This window comes from Thalassolituus maritimus (assembly GCF_900156675.1).
Lineage (GTDB): Bacteria > Pseudomonadota > Gammaproteobacteria > Pseudomonadales > Oceanobacteraceae > Thalassolituus > Thalassolituus maritimus.
This window is the reverse complement of sequence record NZ_FTOH01000003.1, coordinates 307162-328430: the sequence shown is the minus strand read 5'-3', so window position 1 is coordinate 328430 and position 21269 is coordinate 307162. Positions and strand designations below refer to the sequence as shown.

Genomic DNA, 21269 nt, shown 5'->3' with positions numbered 1-21269 from the left:
TCGCTTGACCATATCAGGCTAAAGCAGCGACGTTTTCAAGTATGTGCCGTGCAGCACCGGACTTGAGGCGGTGATCGACGACTGGCTCTAATACCGCCTGAACATCCTCGGGAATCAGAAATGTCCGCCCCTCGATAACGGCCCAGGCTTTAGCTGCTCGCAGTAAAGCAAGCCCCGCTCGCGGTGAGAGGCCATGAGTAAAGCGCGCATCACTGCGACTGAACGCCAGTATACGCTGCAGGTAATCGAGGACCGCAGAAGACGCTTTAACACCCTCAACGGCCTGACGTAGCCGCACGAGTGTTTCCGGACTGATCACCGTCTGCAAGTCCTCGACCAGATGGCGGCGACTTACTCCTTCAAGCAGTTCCCGCTCGGCACGTTCATCTGGATATCCGAGGCTGAGGCACATCAGAAACCGGTCAAGCTGAGATTCAGGCAGCGGAAATGTACCGCCCTGGGAAGACGGATTCTGAGTCGCAATCACAAAAAACGGCTGAGGCAGTTGTCGGGTGTAACCCTCGACGGTGACCTGCCGCTCCTCCATGGCTTCAAGAAGCGCACTCTGCGACTTCGCCGTGGCTCGATTAATTTCGTCGGCCAGAACGACCTGCGCAAAGACAGGGCCTTGATGAAAACGGAAGGCTCCTTCGCCAGAATCCGGATCTTTCTCAAAAATACTGACACCAATAATGTCAGCAGGCAAAAGGTCGCTGGTAAATTGGATCCGGCTGTATTTCAAACCAAAAACCTGTGCCAGGGCATGCGACAGTGTCGTTTTACCCATTCCCGGCAAGTCTTCGATCAACAGGTGTCCGTCTGCCAGCAGGCAGCACATAGAGAGTTTTAACTGTTGATTCTTACCGAGTATGACGGTCGAAAGACTGGATAACGCCCTTTCAATGGCAGACATGCATAAACCTCAGAAAAGTTGACACATAAGAGTATCTGACCCGCTGACGGTTTTTAAGTGCTCAGCTCACGACAATGTACGGAAAAAATCCGAAAAACGGACATCCCGCACATAAAATTTCGCTCAGGAATCATTCGCTAAAGGATCTCTCTTGCCAGCTACACCTTCGTTCAGGCACGCTATGGGCCATCTCGAGCCAGACACATAGAGGACGAATACAGACAGGTGTCTGACTCGGTATACTTGCGCTCCCTTTGAGCAAACTGGGTTACACAAAAAGGACGTTTAATGAAAAGCCCGCTATTCCTCCCAGCATTCTGCCTTCTGTTTTTATTAATAGCACTGCCAGGAACCGCAGAAACAACCGAAAAAATCCGCAGCCATCAAACGCTTGAAGCCGCGGTTCTCAATCAGAATCTGCCGCTTGAGAAGCGAATAAAGGCTCTTAAAACTCTGCTCAGTGGTGAAATGACGGGTGGAAAACTGCCCAGGACCTTCTGCATCTGGGATCCAATCGGTAAAGCAGGCCCTATCGCAACAGCGGCGAAAGACCAGGTACTGCGCTCTCTGCATTATGGTATGCAGCTGACCATTGACGTTTTCCAGAATGAACAGGAAATGGTCGAGACTTTTGCCAGCAAAAAGGCCTGCGACGCCATTCTTGTCCGCGGCGCGACCGCACAACGATTTAATCGTTTTCTGGCAACAACAGAAGCACCAGGCGCCCTCCCAGATCGCCAACACCTGCAATTATTGGCTCAGGTACTCGCTAAACCAGAGATCGCCGAGCATATGACCAACGCTCAGTACACAGCCCTGGGGCTGGTCACAATTGGCTACAGTCGTTTGTACGCTGACTCAGCAGCGAAAGCGTCCCTGAATTCTCTGGACGGAAAATCAGTATCCGTGGCAGATACCGATACCGGTTTTGTGCGCCTGGTAGATACCCTGCGAGGTCGTACCCGTACTGCTGACATGCCTGCCACAGTAAAGACATTCACCAATGAATTAACCGAATTCATGATCGCTCCAGACATCAGCTATCTGGCCATGGCTAATGGGAGGACTGGAAAAGAAACCCGCGGACTGGCCATGCCGCTAGGGCAGTCAACACTCCAACTGATTGGTCACTCAGATCGTTTTCCGCCGGGTCTGGCTCAGATTTTACGGGAAGACTTTCTGTTTAAATTTAACAGCTACGCACGAATGCTGGACAAAGAGCTGGGTAACATACCAACCAGCTTCTGGATAAACCCGTCTTCTGCTGACATGGCGACTCTGAACGAAAACGCCCAGCAAATCCGACTGACTCTGCGCAACGAGGGCTATTACGACCCGGTCATGTTGAGGCTCGCACGCAAAATCCGCTGCCGATTCTCTCCGGACGAGAGTGAGTGTAAAAATCCCGTCGAATAATCGGGGCACCTATCGAATAAAAAAGGCTGCATAAAGCAGCCTTTGATATCAGGTGGTAAGCGATACTGGCAGTTACAGAGCATCAAGTCCGCGCGCGAGGTCACGCTTAATATCTTCAACACTCTCGAGCCCAACTGAAATACGTAACAGCGCCTGAGATATTCCTGCTTCTTCTCTCTGCTCGTCCGTCAAACGGCCATGCGTCGTCGTTCCCGGATGAGTAATGGTCGTCTTCGTATCACCCAAATTAGCAGTAATAGAGATCATGCGTGTAGCGTCGACAACTCTCCAGGCTTCTTCACGCCCGCCTGCTACTTCAAATGACAATACGCCACCGAACAGACGCTGCTGGCTTTTTGCCAACTCGTACTGAGGATGATCAGGCAAACCGCAGTAATTCACTTTTGCTACTTTCGGGTGTTCTTTGAGCCATTCGGCGAGCACCAGCGCATTGTCACTGTGCGCCCTCATGCGCAATGACAGTGTTTCCAGCCCTTTCAGGAATACCCATGCATTAAACGGACTCATTGTCGGGCCAGCAGAACGCAGAACCCCAATAACGGGCTCAATCAACTCATGCGAACCGATCACCGCACCGCCAAGGCAGCGCCCCTGCCCATCGATGTACTTGGTCGCAGAATGCACGACAAGATCTGCGCCTAACGCAAGCGGCAGCTGAGCAGCGGGCGTACAGAAGCAGTTATCGACGGCAAACAAAGCGCCTGCAGATCGCGCAATCTCAGAGATGGCGCGCAGATCAGCGACTTCAGTCAGCGGGTTCGATGGAGACTCAAGAAACAATAACTTTGTATTCTCCTGAACCGCTTCTTTCCAGGCTGACAGATCCAACAGGTCTACATAAGTAATATCTACATCAAACTTACGCAGAAATTTTTCGAGAAGTACAGTCGTCGAGCCAAACACAGCACGGGAGCAGATCATGTGATCGCCCGCCTGCAGATGTGCAATGCACAAGGCATAAATAGCGGACATGCCGGAGGCTGTCGCTGCGCAGGCTTCGCCACCCTCAAGAGCGGCAAGGCGCTCTTCAAAAGTTCTGACCGTTGGGTTGGTATATCGGGAATAGACATTGCCATCCCGGTCGCCACCAAAGGTCGCTGCTGCTTCAGCGGCTGAAGAGAAAACATAACTGCTGGTCGGGAAAATAGCTTCCCCGTGCTCACCTTCCGGCGTACGCATCTGACCGGCACGAACCGCGAGAGTATCAAACTCCGCATCCGTCAGATCAGATTGATAGCGCTCCGGCCAATCAGGTAAGTCTGCCATTGTCTTCAGGCCTCTTTCTGGTTGTGTAGGTCAATCGCTTCATTATCGATCACCTGCAGGGTTTTGTTAGCGTCATTTCGAAGTTCATACAAACGTCGGAAATATTCGTCGTTAATATCTTTAGTGACATATTCGCCATTAAATACAGAACAATCGAATGCTTTAGCATCTGTTGTCGCACCTTCAAGGCAAGCGTCTACCAGATCTTCAATATCCTGATAAACAAGCCAGTCAGCACCGATGGCTTTTGCAATTTCTTCGGTCGAGCGATCGTGCGCGATAAATTCTTCTTTCGCTGGCATATCGATTCCGTACACATTCGGGAATCGAACGGCCGGTGCCGCAGAGGCAAAATACACGTTTTTGGCGCCAGCCTCGCGGGCCATTTCAATGATCTGCTCACACGTCGTTCCGCGCACGATAGAGTCATCAACAAGGAGGACATTCTTACCGCGGAATTCCAGGTCGAGTGCATTCAGCTTCTGTTTTACGGACTTCTTGCGCAGTTGCTGCCCCGGCATGATGAAGGTCCGGCCGATATAGCGGTTCTTCATAAAGCCTTCGCGGTATTTCACACCCAGATGATTCGCCAATTCCAGTGCTGAAGATCGGCTGGTGTCCGGAATCGGAATAACGACATCAATATCGTGGTCAGGGTGCTCACGCATGATCTTATCGGCGAGTTTTTCACCCATGCGCAGGCGGGCTTTATACACAGCGATGCCATCAATGATGGAATCAGGACGGGCAAAATAAACATGCTCAAAAATGCACGGCGTCAGTTCTGTCTGCTCAGCACACTGCTCTGTGAAGAGCTGACCATCTTCGGTAAAGATAACGCACTCACCCGGCGCGATGTCACGGTCGAGTTTGAAATCCTGTGCATCCAGGGCAACTGACTCAGAGGCAACCATGTACTCAGGGCCGTTCGCAGTATCACGGTGACCAAACACAGCCGGACGGATGCCGTGGGGATCGCGGAAAGCAACGATACCGTAGCCAGTGATCATAGCGACCACAGCATACCCACCACGGATACGCTCGTGCACTCTCCGCACGGCCTTGAAGATGACCTCTGGTGATGGCTTGAGCTGACGCTGTTCCTGAAGCTCGTGCGCGAAAATATTCAGCAGCACCTCGGAGTCAGAAGTGGTGTTGATGTGGCGCAGGTCTTCACGGTAGATGTCCTCTGCGAGCTGCTCTGTATTCGTCAGATTGCCGTTATGCGCCAGGGTAATACCATACGGCGAGTTCACATAAAACGGTTGAGCTTCAGCAGAGCTTGAGCTGCCAGCCGTTGGGTAGCGCACATGACCGATGCCAATATTGCCAAGCAGCCTCTGCATGTGGCGGGTTCTGAATACATCACGAACAAGGCCATTATCCTTTCGCAGACAAAGCTTGTTACCGTAGCTGGTCACAATTCCTGCGGCATCCTGACCACGATGCTGCAGCACCGTCAGAGCGTCATAGATTGCCTGGTTAACATGGGACTTACCAACTACACCCACTATTCCGCACATGCGCGTATTACCTCAAACAAGCGAAGTTTATTAAGCTGCCAATACCTGGCTCACGGCGGAGGGAAGCGTTTTACGCGCCCAGTCCGCCAGCGTTTCCAGGTATGGAATAATTGTCGATTCCTGCCACCAGAGATCCTGCTGAGGAATCCCGGTCAACTGAGCTCCGTACACCAGAGCAACCACGATGATAACACCCCGTAGGATGCCAAAAACCATGCCGAATACCCGGTCAGTACCGCTCAAACCAGTGGCTTTAACCAGTTGAGTTACCAGAAAATTCACCATAGCTAAAACAACCAGAGTCGCAACAAACAAGATACCAAAAGCGACCATCCAACGAACACTGTTTGTCGAAATACTGTCTTCAAGGAGAGTGGCGAGGTTACCGCTGAAATAACGGGCGACAAGAAAGGCAACCAACCAGGATACGAGAGACAGGGCTTCTTTCACAAAGCCACGCACCAGGCTGATCAGGCCAGAGACGCCGATGATACCCAGGATCACCCAGTCGATAATGGTCATTCGCTGCCCCGGCAGAAAAAAGAAAGCGCGCAGTATACCAGAGCCTGCGCGCTATAAAAGAATTGACAATAGCGCTGCGTCAGCTCTCTGCCTTGTAACGGCGAAGGTATGCTTCAGAGATATCATCCCGCTGCTTTAACTGACGCTGTATTTTTTCAGCATCGGCTCTACGCAGCTCAGGCCCAACATAGACCCGGGTGATTTTTTCCTGCTGAAATTCCTGGACGTAAGCTTTGTAGCCATCATGGCGCAACAGGTCACGAAAACGATACGCGTTGTCCCGCTGGCCAAACGCCCCAACCTGCAGGGTCCAGGCGTAGGGGATTTTGTCCTGATCCAGTCTGGTCTGATCCGCCGGAACACCGGGCGCAGGAGGCTCATCACGGTCGACAACGTCAACAGAAGGCATGGATACATCGGCGGTAGCCTCACCTGATGCCAGCGCCTCAACATCTCTGCGTACCTGGCGTTCGTATTCCTCTGTTGCCCAGCGTTCAGTATCGGGCATTGCCGGGGCATCTGACTCAAGAAGAATATGGGTGCGCGAACCGTCCAGCACAATAGGCGCGACAACCAGAATCGCGGTCACTGTAAGCCAGGCACCTAAAATTCGCTTCTTTAAATGGAGTTCCATTTACCCTCTCCGGCGTGAAGCCATTCAGCTGCAGCCTCTACTGTGTGAAATGATCCAGCGACCAGCGTGGTCCCCGTTGCTGGAATAGACTCCAGAGCAGCGCTCATAGTTTCAAAGCTTTGATCCACTGTAAATCCTGCTGCGCTACTTTTTGCCGCCAGCTCGTCACACGTCAGGCCACGCCAACCTGTGAGAGTCACTACGCAAAAGCGCTTAAACGGAGGCAACGCCTCAAGGACACCTGCAACATCTTTATCACTCAGCATCCCCAGAACAAGACAGTCCAGCTCTTCTATATGATGACGCAGATAGGCAGCCGCCTGAGGATTGTGTGCAACATCAAGTACCACGGTCGCTGAACCGTTTTTCCAACTCTGCCACCTTCCCGGAACCCGAAGGCCAGCCACAACCTCTGAAACCATCTCGGGAGAGGGCAATAGATCAATAAGCGCGAGCGACTGTATCGCCGTCGCGACGTTGTGATGAGGAATATGGTAACCGGTCAGAGTGACTGTGCGAGGCTCACTGTTCGTCTTATAGCTCACAATAAGCTGCTGCTCAGACTCAATGACATCAAACATCTCACCTCGCGCCGCGAAAAGTCCGCCAATATTTTCAACGGTTTCCGAAGCTTGTGCAGGGGCATCGGGTTGACCACAGACAAGCCATTTCCCTTTGCGCGCTATGCTGCACTTCTCATAGGCGATATCGTCGAGCGTATCACCAAGCCAGTCCTGGTGATCGAGACCAATACTCGTCACTACTGAAATATCAGGATCAACAACATTTACGGCATCAAGCCGCCCACCCAGGCCGATCTCCAGAACAACGGCATCAAGCATCTGTTGCTTGAAGTGCCAGAGCGCTGCCAGCGTACCAAATTCGAAATACGTCAGTGTGATATCACCGCGCGCCTGTTCAACCGCGTCGAAAGAGAGGCATAAATCGGAATCTGAAATATCAGTACCATCCACTGACACTCGTTCGTTGTAACGGTGGATATGAGGAGAATTATACATCCCGACCTTCATACCCTGCTTTCGGAGCAGCGCAGCAATTAATGCCGAGGTCGTACCTTTTCCGTTGGTACCGCCGACCAGAATAACCAGCGGCGCGGGTTTCACACAGTCGAGCGTTCCTGCAACACGAGCAACACGTTCAAGACCAAGATCTATACCAGAGGGGTGAATGGCTTCAAGATAGCGAAGCCATTCATCAGGGGAGCTATAGAGCATCAAACAGTTCCAGAGGGATCAGACTTCCGCCGCAGCATTTGCATCCATCGCTTCGCGCATACTGCCAGCAAGGCCAGTAACGTCTTTGATCGCCTGGACCGGGTTATCTGCCTGATCAGCGATACGACTCACCAACGCACTGCCAACAATAACACCGTCACAGACCTCAGATACGCGTGCAGCAGCCTCAGCATTCTGAATACCGAAACCAACGCAAAGAGGCGCTTTCACATGTTGACGAATACGATCCAGATTACGCTCAACATCTTCAACATCAATGGCTGCTGATCCGGTTACACCCCGCAATGACACGTAGTAGACGTAACCGCGACCAACTTCACCAATAGTTTTAATGCGTCGCTCTGTACTCGTCGGAGCAAGCAGATATATAAAATCGAGACCTGCTTCTTCAAACATGGAATCGACGCTGCGCGCTTCCTCTGGCGGCATATCTACCACCAGTACACCATCAACACCGGCCGCTGATGCTTGCTCAACAAACTCCGGATATCCCATTGCTTCCACCGGGTTCAGGTACCCCATCAGCACGACCGCCGTATCTTTATCGGTCTTGCGGAATTCAGCAACCATACCCAATACATCGCGCAGGGACGTACCGTGTTTAAGAGATCGTTCACAGGCCAGCTGGATGGTTGGGCCATCCGCCATCGGGTCAGAAAAAGGAACACCCAGTTCAATAACATCCGCACCTGCTTCAACCAAAGCGTGCATCATTGGTACTGTGGTGGCTTTATCCGGGTCACCCGCAGTTATATAAGGGATCAGCGCCTTCTTGCCCTCTTCGGCCAGACGCTCAAACGTTTTTGTAATTCGGCTCATGTCTTTCACTCTACTTTTAGCCGGCACCCGTCTCCAGATACCGTCAATCCGTGGATAAGCTGAAACATCCATTTAGGCCGTTGCGACGAATACAACATCACTTCGGCCATGTCTGCTCCTGCAGTTCTACGCTCCTTGCGGGCCACTGCTGGCCTTACAACTTCAACAAGAAATTGCCGCGCAATAGGTAGATAGCAAAAAGCAGGCACAAATGGATGACATGGAACTGGCAAATGGATCTAAAACGGCCAAAGCCTACAAACAAACAGTCACCACTCGCCAAACTCCAGCTTATGCAGTAACACCGTCCAATTCTGCGATGGTGTGTATGTCTTTATCGCCGCGGCCTGACAGGTTTACGACAATAACTTTGTCTTTATCCATCGTTGCCGCCAATTTCATGGCATATGCGATCGCGTGCGAACTCTCAAGTGCTGGCATAATGCCTTCAAGTCGCGTTAGCTTGTGGAAGGCCTCGATCGCTTCGTCATCAGTCGCAGCTACGTACTTTGCACGCCCAACATCTTTCAACCAGCTATGTTCTGGCCCCACTCCCGGATAATCGAGACCCGCAGAAACGGAATGCGTGCCCATAATCTGGCCATTCTCATCTTCCATCAGGTAGGTGCGGTTACCGTGCAGAACACCCGGTTTACCTTTACTCAGAGGCGCAGCGTGGTCATCACCCTCAAGGCCCAGACCACCGGCTTCGACTCCGTACATCTCAACCTCAGGGTATTTAATGTACGGATGGAACATACCAATGGCATTTGAACCGCCGCCGACACAGGCAACAACAGCATCAGGCTGACGACCAATCTGCTCATCACACTGACGCTGTGTTTCACGACCAATAATGCTCTGAAAATCACGTACCAGCATTGGATATGGGTGCGGCCCAGCTGCCGTACCGATGATGTAGAAGGTGTCATCGACATTGGTAACCCAATGGCGCATAGCCTCATTCATGGCGTCCTTCAGTGTTTTGGTGCCACAGGTCACTGATTCAACTTCAGCGCCAAGCAGCTTCATGCGGTACACATTCAGCTTCTGACGTTCAACGTCAGTGGAGCCCATGAATACCTTACACTCAAGACCAAAACGCGCAGCAACGGTTGCAGACGCGACGCCGTGCTGACCAGCGCCAGTTTCAGCAATCACTTTTTTCTTGCCCATAAACTTGGCGAGCAAGGCCTGACCGATGGTGTTATTAACCTTGTGAGCGCCTGTGTGATTCAGGTCTTCACGCTTCAGATAGATTTTCGCGCCACCGCATTCATCCGTCAGGCGCTCTGCAAAATAGAGTGGCGATGGGCGGCCAACGTAGTGCGCCAGCTCTTTATCAAATTCAGCCTGAAAGTCTGGATCGTTACGCAGTTTTTCGTAGGTTTCCTGAAGCTCGTCCAATGCTGCTGTCAGGGTTTCGGAGACAAAACGTCCCCCAAAGATACCGAAATGGCCATCGGCATCTGGCATTTCAACATTAAAGTCAGTCGCTTGCTTCTCGGTAGTGTTGATCGACACGATACACCTCGTTCACAAATTCTTCGATTTTGCAGTGGTCCTTGATGCCTTTCGAGGCTTCAACGCCTCCGCTGATATCGACAGCGAAAGGACGAATCTGAGTAATCGCAGATGCGACATTCTCAGGCTCAAGGCCACCGGCAAGAATAATGGGCTTTGGTGGAGTTTCGGGTATCAGTGACCAGTCGAAGGTCTCTCCTGTACCACCCGGAACTCCGGGCTTATAGCTGTCTAGGAGAATTGCCAGTGCGCCAGGGAAGCGCAGGCACGACGCCACCACATCCGACGCTTGCCGGACACGGAGGGCTTTGATGTAGGGGCGTTTGAACTGTCGACAAAAGTCGTCATCTTCATCACCATGGAATTGGATAAGATCAATTCTAACGCTATCAAGTACTCTTTGCACCTCCTCAACGGTAGGATTTACAAAGAGAGCAGTTACACTGACAAAAGCAGGGACATTGCTGACTGCGTCCACTGCTTGGCCGACATTCACTGCTCGGGGGCTCGGTGGATAGAAAACCAGGCCCAATGCGTCAGCGCCGGCTTCAACAGCGGCATCTGCATCTTCGGCGCGTGTAATTCCACAAATCTTGATTCGGGTTCGGCGCATAACAATTCGTTCAGTCTGTTAAAACACCTGATAATACCAGAACAGCGATGTTGCTCTCAGCAGAAAACGCTTAACATTCCGTGTAAGCCACTTCCTCAGACAGTACGACCGGCAGCTGAGTTTCGAGCCGCAGAAAAAGGTACGGGGTCGTGTCAGCATCTGTCACTGTGCAATCCGCCTCGGGATAGGTGTATCGCAACTCTACAGTGACAACACCCTCTTCTTCATAAACATCACTCACGGCAATGGCATAACCGCCTGTACTCCGGGTGCCCATATCGATGAGCAAAAGCTGAAACTCTTCAAAGTCGACGTCCTGCGCTGAACTATCGTCGGACGAGTAGTTAAGCAGTGCGTCCTCATAACTCACCTGGTCACGCAGAAAGCGCACCTGACGCTCGTGGGTAGCACCGGTTCCGTTATTGGTTCCCTGATGGAGGGCCAATCGCGCCACGTCAGAGCGCACCGGGTCATCACGATCACCAAAGCCGTCACCGTCATTCTCAGGCCCCCAATCTCCGCCACAAGATGCAAGGCCTACCGAAAACAACGCCACTGTCAAAAATTGTCTTAACGCCGCTCGCATGGGTGATTCACTCCAGAATTCTATTTTTCAAAAAGAGGCTGCAGCAATGCTGGCCCCCAAGGCTCGCATGGAAGGGTGAACTGGTCAGGGTATTTCACTCCAACAAAATACAACCCACCACCCGGTGCCGTGATGCCTGCTTTTGAGCGATCCCGGAATTCAAGAACGTCTTTCATCCAGTCCGGAGATTTGTGCCCTTCTCCGATTGGCAAGAGCACGCCTACGATGTTACGAACCATGTGATACAGGAACGCGCTACATTCCAGTTCTACGACCAGAATACGATCAAAACGTTGCACTGATATGGCATGCATCTCTTTCACTGGAGATTTAGCCTGACAGTCCTTCGCCCGGAACGATGTAAAGTCATGAGTGCCAATAAGGTGCTGAGCCGCCTCATGCATACGCTCGGCATCCAGTGGGTATTTCCACCAGGTCAGCTGGTCATGCATCAGCGCCATACGAGACGGGCTGTCATAAATCACATACCGATAGCGACGGGCCTGGGCCTTGTAGCGAGCATGAAAGTCACCTCCGACCTCACCAACCCACTGCAAAGCAACGCCGTCCGGAAGATGAGTATTCACCCCCATCATCCAGCCATAGTCCTTGCGCTGAGCTTTCGTATCGAAGTGAATAACCTGCCTCGTGGCATGGACGCCGGCATCGGTGCGACCGGCACAGGCAACGCTTACAGGGTGGTTAGCTACAACAGAAATGGCCGCTTCGAGAGCGGCCTGTACGGTAGGTTCGTCGTGATGTTTCTGACGTTGCCAGCCATGAAAGCAAGCACCGTTGTATTCGACAACCGCCGCGTAGCGACGGTAGCCATCCTCTAAATCAGTCATGCAATCAGGCGAGCTTATCCATCAGGTCTTTCGCTTCCTGCTTCTGAGCATCATTCCCTTCCTGGACGACTTCCTGAAGAAGCTCTTTCGCACCATCAATATCTTCCATATCGACGTATGCGCGCGCCAGATCAAGTTTCGTAGCACACTCATCAGTGCCCGCCAGGAAGTCGAACTCGTCATCAGCGGCTGCCAGCTCATCAAGGTCGATACCTCCGATCAGGTCACTGCCACCCGCCAGGTCATCATCACCAGACATCAGGGCTTCGAGATCGTCCGATACGTTTTCGCCCTCGGAGTCTGGCGCTGCAACCAACTCATCTTCGTCTGCAGAGCTTTCGTCAACAGAGGTGTCGGATTCAGGCGCTTCGTGCGCGACCTCTTCTCCAGCTTCCTCACCGGCCTCTTCAACAGAAACATCATCTGCAGACTCAGCAAGTTCAGAATCAGAGCTATCTTCCACATCGAACGTCAGCTCTGGAAGCTCTTCTTCAGACGAACCGACAGAGTTCAGATCACCGTCCGCATCAAGAAGGTCGTCCAATTCTTCATTAGAAGATGTCGTAGCTTCGTCGACTTCGAAATCGAGGGACAGATCATCTTCGACATCTGCCAGTTCGCCAGCAACCGGAGACTCTGCTGGCCCTTCCAGTGTTTCTGTAGGATCAACAAGATCGTCAGATTCTGAATCCAGATCGAAATCATCGACACTGAAATCGATTGCAGACTCAGTGTCATTCTCAGATTCAGCAGGAAGCTCCGCTGTAATATCTTCAAAATCAGTCGTTAAGTCGTCTGCATCAAGATCGAGGGAAGGAAGCTCATCGTCGGAATCATCAAGCGACGCGAGACTGTCACTCTCTTCAGTTAACACATCATCGGACGAATCAGCCGCAACTGTCTCTGCAGAGAGTTCATCATCGTCACCCAAATCAAAGTTAAGAAGGTCATCATCCAGCTCCGGCGCATCATCTTCGAGGGACATGTCGACGCCCTCTTTTTCTGCGTCAAAATCTGAAGACTCATCCAACTTAAGGTCAGGCACCTCTTCCAGCTGAGCGCCAATACCATCGTCTTCCGGTGCTGCATCATCACCGAAGTCCAACGCGGCACCAAAGTCCATCCCACCTTCAAACTCATCTTCTGCTGATTCATCAATTGAAGGCAGCTCGCCATCAAGGCTCAATGCACCTGGTTCGTCAGCACGGATTTCCGGCTCAATTGGATTAGACAGTTGCTGTCTGAATTCTGCTGCTTCTGCATTCGCGGCCGAATCACCAATCGCAATCAGGTTCGCCTCAGCCTCGGCAAAGGCCTCTGCATCATCAAGCGAAGAGAGTACTTCAAGCTGCTTCAGACGCAGGTCCGTGCGTTCTGGCTCAGATGCAATTGCGCCCTTGAGAAGCTCGATCGCCTGATCAAATTTCCCGTAGGCAATGTAAATGTCCGACTCACTGATGGCATCCTCAGTCTGTCCGACAGTTTCGTATTCCCCATCGGCATCTTCGTATGCATCCAGATCGATATCAGAGAGATCAGATTCGATATTGCTACCGAGCTCTTCGTCGCCCAGATCGAAATTACCGAAGCTGTCATCGCCATGATCAGATGACAGGTTGTCATCGAATCCCGGAAGATCATTGTTATCAGGCAGATCAAGCTCAGAATTACCTGGTGCCATCGCTGCTGCCTCGGCTGCATTCAGCTCCGCCTCGGCTTCTGCAACGGCGTCTTCTTCTTTACGCGCTTTCAGCTTCATGATCGCGTAAACAAGCATTAGCAACAGACCCGCCGCAACGGCGAAGTACGGGTAAGGGTCAGCCATAACTTTAGCGACGATACCTTTATCCGATTCTGCCGCAGAGCGACGAGCTTCCGCTGCCGCTCGCTCAGCCATAGCTTTCTGTTCAGCAGTCTGAACTGGAGCAGCCTGCTCAGTCTCGGCTGCAGCACCTTCGCTGTAGTTGTAATCAGTACCTGCCTCAGACTCAGATTCAGCGTCTTCAGTTGCCGGAGCTTCTTGAGGTGCCGCTTCGGCTACTGCCTCAGTCTCTGTTTGCTGCTCTACTGGAGCAGCGTCTTCAGCAGGCGTTGTGGCAGATTCAGTTACTGATTCACTTGTCTGTTCGGTTGCGGCTTCAGTGGTAGCTACGCCCGCCGTTTCCGCCGCTGGCTCTTGAACCGTCGCGTCCGCTTTTGCAGCTGGCTCGGTCCCAGCCTGCATATTGGCTAGCTGGTCATTCTGAAGCGAAATCAAACGCTCCATTTTAGCGAGCTGCTCTTCAAGCGCATTAAGGCGCTCTACCAGCTCCTGATTCTCACGCTGGCTCTTATCGAGATTCTCAAGCGCAATCGCCAGATCTGTTTCAGCCGCACCAGCGGTGCCGGCTTTACCCGAAACAGCCCCACCCGACTGGTTCGAGTCGCCGCTTGCTTCAGATGCGAGAAGGCGAACTTCGCCATTTCCGGTTGATTTGCGTGGGCCAGAAGTATCAGTATTACGGCCAGTTGCATCAATCTGAGCAACACCGGCTTTCAGTTCACGGTTCTGACGTACTACTTCAGCAACAGCTTCGCGGTTATTTACCGTTTCAATGATGGAAGCATCAGGGATATCAAGAACAGTGTGGGTTTTGAGGCGATTGATATTGCCATTGATGAAAGCTCCAGGGTTAACGTCCTGCAGAGCGATCATCATTTGTTGTGGAGTCACAGACGCATCTGGCCGGGTTGCCAGAGCGATTTCCCAGAGGGTGTCGTTCGGCTGAACCTTGTAGGTGCCCGGCGCAGCTGGAGTCTGCCAGCTATTTGAGCGCTTAGGTGTAGGCTTCGGTTCTGGACGCGACTGAGGTGCTGTTACCGTCGTCTGTGACTGAACAGAGCCCGCAGGCACTGCAACTAATGGTTGAACCCGTCCTTCTTCGAATACCGGTGGATCAAGAAGAACGGTGTATTCGCGGAGCACACGACCTGCCGGCCAGTTGAGCTCTACGAGGAAATTCAGAAAAGGTTCATTAACAGGATCACGGGTCGTGATCAGAATACGGTCGCCATTGACCGAAAATTTCATCTGCGTAAGGAACTGGTAGCGATCAATACCTGCGCGTTCGAAGTCAGCAGCACTGGCAAGCTTTGGTTTAATTTCCGAGCTGGTCAGACCTTGCGTGTCAATAAGCTTGATCTCTGCGCTCAGGGGTTGATTCAGTGCAGAGTCCAGTTCCATCTCGCCCAGGCCCAACGCCAGAATATGAGATGATAAGGACATTCCCCCAGCCAACAGAATGCTTTTAGCAAGTAGGCGCTTCATTATTGCTTCCTTGTTGTCGTTCGCGACGATGTATCGCAGGTTTTCGAAAAACCGCTTTCTTTTTAGATGATCCTGACCCAGCTTACTTATAGATTCCGTTCATAAGCGATTCGTAGTATCAAATATAAAGTCAGCTAACGCAATATTTTGCCCGGTTTGCGGGGGATAAAAGCGTGACGTATGAAACACTTAGAGCATTTTTCTATCAGCCACCATGAAAAAAGCGGGGCAAATGCCCCGCTTTCTCATCACTTATTCAACAAAATGCGCAACATTCTGCGAAGTGGCTCAGCTGCGCCCCAAAGGAGCTGATCGCCGACAGTAAAGGCAGAAATATATTCCGGACCCATATTCAGCTTACGAATACGGCCTACCGGGATACTTAATGTGCCCGTCACTTTTGCTGGAGTAAGTTCCGTCATGCTCGCATCACGATCATTCGGAATTACTTTCACCCAATCGTTATGACCGGCAAGGATCTCTTCGATTTCACTGACCGGAATGTCTTTCTTCAACTTCAGCGTCATCGCCTGGCTGTGACAACGCATCGCACCTACACGAACACACAGACCATCGACTGGTACCTGATTGTCGCTGCGACCCATAATTTTGTTCGCTTCAACCTGCGCTTTCCATTCTTCACGGCTCTGGCCAGATTCGAGCTGAGAGTCGATGTATGGAATCAGGCTGCCCGCCAGAGGCACACCAAACTGGTCAGTCGGCAGCGCATCGCTACGGATGAAGTCAGCGACCTGACGGTCGATTTCAAGAATCGCACTGGCAGGGTCATCAAGCTTGTCTTTCACTTCGTCGCGGATAGCACCCATCTGAGAGATCAGTTCGCGCATGTGACGCGCACCTGAACCAGACGCTGCCTGATAAGTCTGAGGAGCAACCCACTCCACTAGATCTTTCTCGAACAGACCGCCCAGTGCGAGCAGCATCAGGCTAACGGTACAGTTACCGCCAACGTAGGTTTTTACGCCTGACTCAATGCCCTTTTCGATCACGTCTTTGTTAACAGGATCAAGGACGATGATGGCATCGTCGGCCATACGCAGTGAAGATGCTGCATCGATCCAGTAACCGTTCCAGCCAGCTTCGCGCAGTTTGCCGTACACTTCTTTGGTGTAATCGCCGCCCTGACAGGTAATGATGACATCCTGTGCTTTCAGTGCATCGATATCAAATGCATCTTCCAGAGTTCCGCAGTCCTTACCGGCAAAATCCGGTGCTGGCAGACCTTTCTGAGACGTGGTGAAAAATACCGGATTAATCAGGTCAAAATCTTTCTCGTCCTGCATACGCTGCATCAGGACTGAGCCGACCATTCCGCGCCAGCCTACCAGGCCAACATTCATCTGTGACATGTAATTAAACCTCCTGCAGAGCAGCTACCACTGCTTCGCCCATTTCGGCGGTTGAAACTTTCTGCATACCTTCAGAGAAGATGTCGCCAGTACGCAGACCTTTATCGAGTACATCGCTGACCGCTTTTTCAATTGCGTCTGCAGCCGCGCCTTCACCCAGTGAGTAACGCAACATCATCGCAGCTGACAGGATGGTTGCCAATGGGTTAGCAATGCCCTGGCCGGCAATATCAGGTGCTGAACCATGACATGGCTCGTACATACCTTTGTTGTCTTTATCCAGAGAGGCGGAAGGCAGCATGCCGATAGAACCAGTCAGCATTGCAGCAGCGTCTGACAGGATGTCACCGAACATGTTCCCGGTAACCATCACGTCGAACTGCTTAGGTGCGCGTACCAGCTGCATAGCTGCGTTGTCCACGTACATGTGCGACAGTTCAACTTCTGGGTATTCTTTGCCGACTTCTTCCAGAATTTCGCGCCATAGCACGGTCACTTCCAGAACGTTCGCTTTGTCGACTGAGCACAGTTTCTTGTTACGCTTCATTGCCGACTGGAAAGCTACGTGAGCGATACGCTTAATTTCAGACTCGCTGTAAACGTAGGTGTTGTAGCCTTCGCGCTCACCGTTTTCCAGAGTACGGATGCCACGTGGCTTACCGAAGTAAATACCACCGGTCAGTTCACGCACGATCAGAATATCCAGACCAGAAACCACTTCAGGTTTCAGTGAAGACGCGTCCGCCAGTTGCGGGTACAGGATTGCCGGACGCAGGTTACCGAACAGCTCAAGACCAGAACGCAGACCCAACAGACCTTTTTCAGGGCGCAGTTCGCGATCTTCGAGGTTATCCCACTTAGGACCACCTACCGCACCCAGCAGAATTGCGTCTGCTGCGCGGGCTTTTTCCATAGTCTCTTCTGGCAGTGGTGTGCCGTGTACGTCGTAAGCAGAACCACCTACCAGACCGTCCACCAGCTCCAGACCCAGATTGAATTTTTCATTCGCTACGTTCAGAACCTTAACGGCTTCTGCAACGATTTCCGGGCCAATACCATCGCCCGGCAGAATCAGTACGTTTTTGCTCATTTCTAAAACCTCAAAATCTCTCTTCGCAATTCTTTAATACCACCACAGGGATGCAGCAGCACAATACCCATCCGGAACATTGCCAGGTGCTAATACAGCTCGCCGTAAACCCATCCCTGGGGGCTCCCTTGTGCCATCCATGGCACAAAGGGCTGTAATAGCACCTGCCAACATTCCTCAAGCCTCACTGGAGGCTAAACATGTAGATATCGGATAGTTAATTGGTTGGTTCGGGGGCCGTGTGCCGCATGGACGCGGCACCCGAGCCTACAGGGACGTATTCACGGCGTGCCACAGAACAACTAATTAACTAATCCGCAGCGGTTAAGCACCAAACAACCACGGTGCCGATGCACGACGCTTCTCTTCATAGGCGCGAATTTCGTCAGCGTCCTGCAACGTCAGACCAATATCGTCCAGACCATTCAGCAGACAGTGACGACGGAAGTCGTCCACCTCAAAGGCGATCTCTTCACCAGAAGGTGTAACTACCTTCTTGTTCTCCAGATCGACCGTCAGCTGATAACCTTCGCTTGCTTCAGTCTCTTTAAACAGACGATCAACCGTCTCTTCATCCAGAACAATCGGCAGCAGGCCATTCTTAAAGCTGTTGTTGTAAAAAATGTCTGCATAGCTCGGCGCAATGATCGCACGGAAACCAAAGTCTTCCAGTGCCCATGGCGCGTGCTCACGGCTGGAGCCACAACCAAAGTTTTCACGAGCGAGCAGTACAGAGGCACCACTGTAACGTGGCTGGTTCAGTACGAAATCAGGATTCAGCGGACGACCACTGTTGTCCGCATCCGGCTGACCTTCGTCCAGATAACGCAGTTCGTCAAACAGGTTCGGGCCAAAGCCAGAACGCTTAATCGACTTCAGGAACTGCTTAGGGATGATCATATCGGTGTCGATGTTGGCGCGATCCATAGGAGCGACAACACCCTGATGTACAGTAAATGCTTTCATCTTATGTTCTCCTATTAAAGTTCACGCACGTCAACGAAGTGACCAGCAATCGCAGCCGCAGCCGCCATCGCCGGGCTCACCAGATGCGTACGACCACCGTAGCCCTGACGACCTTCGAAGTTACGGTTAGAGGTAGACGCACAGTGCTCACCGCTGCCCAGTTTGTCAGCGTTCATCGCCAGACACATAGAACAACCTGGCTCACGCCATTCAAAACCGGCTTCGATAAAGATCTTATCCAGACCTTCTTTCTCTGCCTGCTCTTTCACCAGACCAGAGCCCGGTACGACTAAAGCCTGAATCAGGCTCTCAGCAACTTTACGGCCTTTCGCTACTTCAGCGGCGGCGCGCAGGTCTTCGATACGGGAGTTGGTGCACGAACCAATAAATACACGATCCAGCTTAATATCTGTGATCTTCTGACCGGCAGTCAGGCCCATGTACTCATAAGCACGCTTAAAACCAGAACGCTCAACGTCGTCAGCCGCGTCTTCCAGCGTCGGTACAGTGCCATCAACCGTGGTAACCATTTCAGGAGAAGTACCCCAGGTGACCTGAGGCTTGATGTCTTCGGCGCGAATCTCAACGACTTTGTCGAATTCAGCATCGTCATCAGACTTGAGGTCAGACCATGCGGCAACGGCCTGTTCCCACTGATCGGCTTTAGGCGCGAACGGGCGACCTTTCACGTATTCAGCAGTAATCTCATCAAACGCTACCATACCCACACGGGCACCGGCTTCAATGGCCATGTTGCACATGGTCATACGGCCTTCCATGCTCATAGAGCGAATAGCAGAACCACCGAACTCCATGGCGCAACCGTTACCACCGGCGGTACCGATGACACCAATCACGTGCAGAACCACGTCTTTACCCGTGATGCCTTTACCCAGCTCACCGTCGACCTTAATCAGCAGGTTCTTCATTTTGCGCTGAATCAGGCACTGAGTCGCCAGCACGTGCTCAACCTCAGACGTACCGATACCGTGAGCCAGTGCAGCGAACGCGCCGTGGGTTGCCGTATGGGAGTCACCGCACACAACCGTCATGCCCGGCAGCGTCGCGCCCTGCTCAGGACCTACGACGTGCACGATGCCCTGACGCTTGTCGGCCATTTTGAATTCGTTAATGCCAAAATGATCGCAGTTGTCATCTAAGGTTTTCACCTGAATGCGCGATACCGGGTCCTGAATACCTTCGATACCTGATTCGCGCTCGGTAGAGGTCGTTGGTACGTTGTGGTCTGGCGTTGCCAGGTTAGCGTCTAAGCGCCATGGCTTGCGACCCGCGATACGCAGACCTTCAAACGCCTGTGGAGACGTCACTTCGTGCAGAAGCTGACGGTCGATGTATATCAACGCTGTGCCATCTTCACGGGTTTTCACCACGTGCTGATCCCAGAGTTTGTCGTAAAGAGTCTTGCCGGCCATGCTCGGTACTCCCATCTCTTTAGTTAGGTTCTCATCATTAATCACTTGCTGAATGATACCTGAGCTGATAAACAACAGAAATTCATATTTTTTCTAGTTTGAATTCCTACCGGGAATACCAGCTAATATTTAGTATCAGCTCTTTCGGGGTGTGACATGGATACACAATCGTTAAAGGCGTTTATTGCAGTCGCTGAGCAAAAGTCATTTTCAGCGGCAGCAGAGTCTTTGTATCTGACGCAATCAGCGGTCAGTAAACGTATCAAGCAACTGGAAGAGCAGCTAAGCACCACTCTTTTTGATCGTCACAACAGAACCATCAGCCTGACCGAGGCTGGCGAAGCACTCCTCCCCCGAGCGCAACATATTCTGGATCTTGTCTCAGACACAGAACTTGAACTGGAGAATATTTCCGGCGACATCAGCGGCAGCCTGACCTTAGCGACCAGCCACCATATCGGCCTGCACCGGCTGCCGCCTGTTCTCAGAAAATTTGTACATGCTCACCCAAATGTCGATCTCGACCTGCAGTTTATGGGCTCTGAGCGTGCATACCAGGCGGTGAGACTACGTCAGGTCGACCTGGCCCTGACAACACTGGAGCAAACACCTAAAAGTGACATTGCTGCCATCCCACTCTGGCAGGACGATATGGTGTGCGTCTGTGCAGCCAATCATCGGCTGGCTGGTATCCCTCAGATCTCACTTCAGGATCTGTCGTCCGAACCCGCCATACTGCCCGAGCCAGATACTATTACCTATCAGCTCATTAACCATGTTTTTGCTGCCGAAGGACTGAGTTTAAAGGCACCCATGCCTACCAACTATCTCGAAACCATTAAGATGCTTGTCTCAGTCGGGATGGGCTGGTCGGTGCTGCCCTCATCGATGGTGAATGATGACGCTTTAACCGTGATCAACTGGCCGGGGACGAGTCTTCGCAGACAGCTTGGCGCTGTATTCCTGAAACATCGAACGCAAAGCAATGCAGCTACCGCACTGATGGACCTCCTGCACGCCAGTGCCGACGACTAAAGTAAGAACCTGACCGGCGAATAGGGGTCGTACCGTGAGGCGATTTACCTTGAGACTACTTACCTTGAGGCAGAGCAAGACGCTGACATCCTGAAGCGATATGCTCACTAAGAGAAGAACGGACTAC

At 52.0% G+C, this 21269-nt stretch carries 18 protein-coding genes; 2 read left to right on the top strand and 16 right to left on the bottom strand.

The annotated features are described in order from the left end of the window. Window positions 1–13: 13 nt before the first annotated feature. On the bottom strand, window positions 14–913 hold the full coding sequence (locus tag BW941_RS06380; RefSeq protein ID WP_076514781.1) for an AAA family ATPase: 900 nt from the start codon (window positions 911–913) through the stop codon (window positions 14–16). A gap of 288 nt (window positions 914–1201) precedes the next feature. Between BW941_RS06380 and BW941_RS06375 the strand changes: the two genes are divergently transcribed. After that, on the top strand, window positions 1202–2329 hold the full coding sequence (locus BW941_RS06375) for a putative solute-binding protein (RefSeq protein WP_076514780.1): 1128 nt from the start codon (window positions 1202–1204) through the stop codon (window positions 2327–2329). 72 nt (window positions 2330–2401) lie between these two features. Here the strand turns inward: BW941_RS06375 and BW941_RS06370 are convergent, their stop codons facing one another. The 15 genes from BW941_RS06370 to leuC all read right to left on the bottom strand — a co-directional run bounded on the left by BW941_RS06370 (window position 2402) and on the right by leuC (window position 20107). Further along, on the bottom strand, window positions 2402–3616 hold the full coding sequence (locus BW941_RS06370; protein ID WP_076514779.1) for an O-succinylhomoserine sulfhydrylase: 1215 nt from the start codon (window positions 3614–3616) through the stop codon (window positions 2402–2404). Between the two features lie 5 nt (window positions 3617–3621). Beyond that, a complete protein-coding gene (gene purF, locus BW941_RS06365) occupies window positions 3622–5139 on the bottom strand; it encodes an amidophosphoribosyltransferase (protein ID WP_068435910.1) in 1518 nt (505 codons plus the stop codon). A gap of 30 nt (window positions 5140–5169) precedes the next feature. Further along, window positions 5170–5661: a CvpA family protein gene (locus BW941_RS06360; RefSeq protein ID WP_076514778.1), complete on the bottom strand. Its 492-nt coding sequence runs from the start codon at window positions 5659–5661 to the stop codon at window positions 5170–5172. A gap of 79 nt (window positions 5662–5740) precedes the next feature. Then, window positions 5741–6295, bottom strand: a complete 555-nt coding sequence (locus BW941_RS06355; RefSeq protein WP_068435914.1) for an SPOR domain-containing protein — start codon at window positions 6293–6295, stop codon at window positions 5741–5743. Next, the gene (gene folC / locus BW941_RS06350) at window positions 6280–7530 is read right to left on the bottom strand and encodes a bifunctional tetrahydrofolate synthase/dihydrofolate synthase (protein WP_076514777.1); all 1251 of its coding nucleotides are present in this window, start codon (window positions 7528–7530) and stop codon (window positions 6280–6282) included. The genes BW941_RS06355 and folC overlap by 16 nt, the downstream gene beginning before the upstream one ends. Window positions 7531–7548: 18 nt before the next feature. Then, on the bottom strand, window positions 7549–8370 hold the full coding sequence (gene trpA / locus BW941_RS06345; protein WP_076514776.1) for a tryptophan synthase subunit alpha: 822 nt from the start codon (window positions 8368–8370) through the stop codon (window positions 7549–7551). Between the two features lie 291 nt (window positions 8371–8661). Beyond that, entirely contained in the window at window positions 8662–9846 is a 1185-nt protein-coding gene (trpB, locus tag BW941_RS06340) for a tryptophan synthase subunit beta (RefSeq protein ID WP_076514884.1), read from the bottom strand. 13 nt (window positions 9847–9859) lie between these two features. Then, on the bottom strand, window positions 9860–10507 hold the full coding sequence (locus tag BW941_RS06335; protein ID WP_076514775.1) for a phosphoribosylanthranilate isomerase: 648 nt from the start codon (window positions 10505–10507) through the stop codon (window positions 9860–9862). A gap of 70 nt (window positions 10508–10577) precedes the next feature. Continuing rightward, window positions 10578–11063 (bottom strand): protease complex subunit PrcB family protein, encoded by a 486-nt coding sequence (locus BW941_RS06330; protein WP_245820063.1) that lies wholly within the window; start codon window positions 11061–11063, stop codon window positions 10578–10580. Between the two features lie 50 nt (window positions 11064–11113). Further along, window positions 11114–11941 carry a tRNA pseudouridine(38-40) synthase TruA gene (gene truA, locus BW941_RS06325; RefSeq protein ID WP_076514773.1) on the bottom strand — a complete coding sequence of 276 codons (828 nt, stop codon included), beginning with the start codon at window positions 11939–11941 and terminating at the stop codon, window positions 11114–11116. 4 nt (window positions 11942–11945) lie between these two features. After that, window positions 11946–15248 (bottom strand): FimV/HubP family polar landmark protein, encoded by a 3303-nt coding sequence (locus BW941_RS06320; protein ID WP_076514772.1) that lies wholly within the window; start codon window positions 15246–15248, stop codon window positions 11946–11948. Window positions 15249–15496: 248 nt separating this feature from the next. Then, complete coding sequence (asd, locus tag BW941_RS06315) at window positions 15497–16618, bottom strand: aspartate-semialdehyde dehydrogenase (protein ID WP_068441747.1); 1122 nt, start codon at window positions 16616–16618, stop codon at window positions 15497–15499. Window positions 16619–16622: 4 nt separating this feature from the next. After that, a complete protein-coding gene (leuB, locus tag BW941_RS06310; RefSeq protein WP_076514771.1) occupies window positions 16623–17708 on the bottom strand; it encodes a 3-isopropylmalate dehydrogenase in 1086 nt (361 codons plus the stop codon). Window positions 17709–18032: 324 nt separating this feature from the next. Next, window positions 18033–18674 carry a 3-isopropylmalate dehydratase small subunit gene (gene leuD / locus BW941_RS06305; protein WP_076514770.1) on the bottom strand — a complete coding sequence of 214 codons (642 nt, stop codon included), beginning with the start codon at window positions 18672–18674 and terminating at the stop codon, window positions 18033–18035. Between the two features lie 14 nt (window positions 18675–18688). After that, window positions 18689–20107, bottom strand: coding sequence for a 3-isopropylmalate dehydratase large subunit (leuC, locus tag BW941_RS06300; protein WP_076514883.1), 1419 nt, complete (start codon window positions 20105–20107; stop codon window positions 18689–18691). A 156-nt stretch (window positions 20108–20263) separates the two neighbouring features. Here leuC and BW941_RS06295 point away from each other — a divergent pair, with 156 nt between their 5' ends. Beyond that, entirely contained in the window at window positions 20264–21142 is an 879-nt protein-coding gene (locus BW941_RS06295) for a LysR family transcriptional regulator (RefSeq protein WP_076514769.1), read from the top strand. The last annotated feature ends 127 nt before the right edge of the window (window positions 21143–21269 follow it).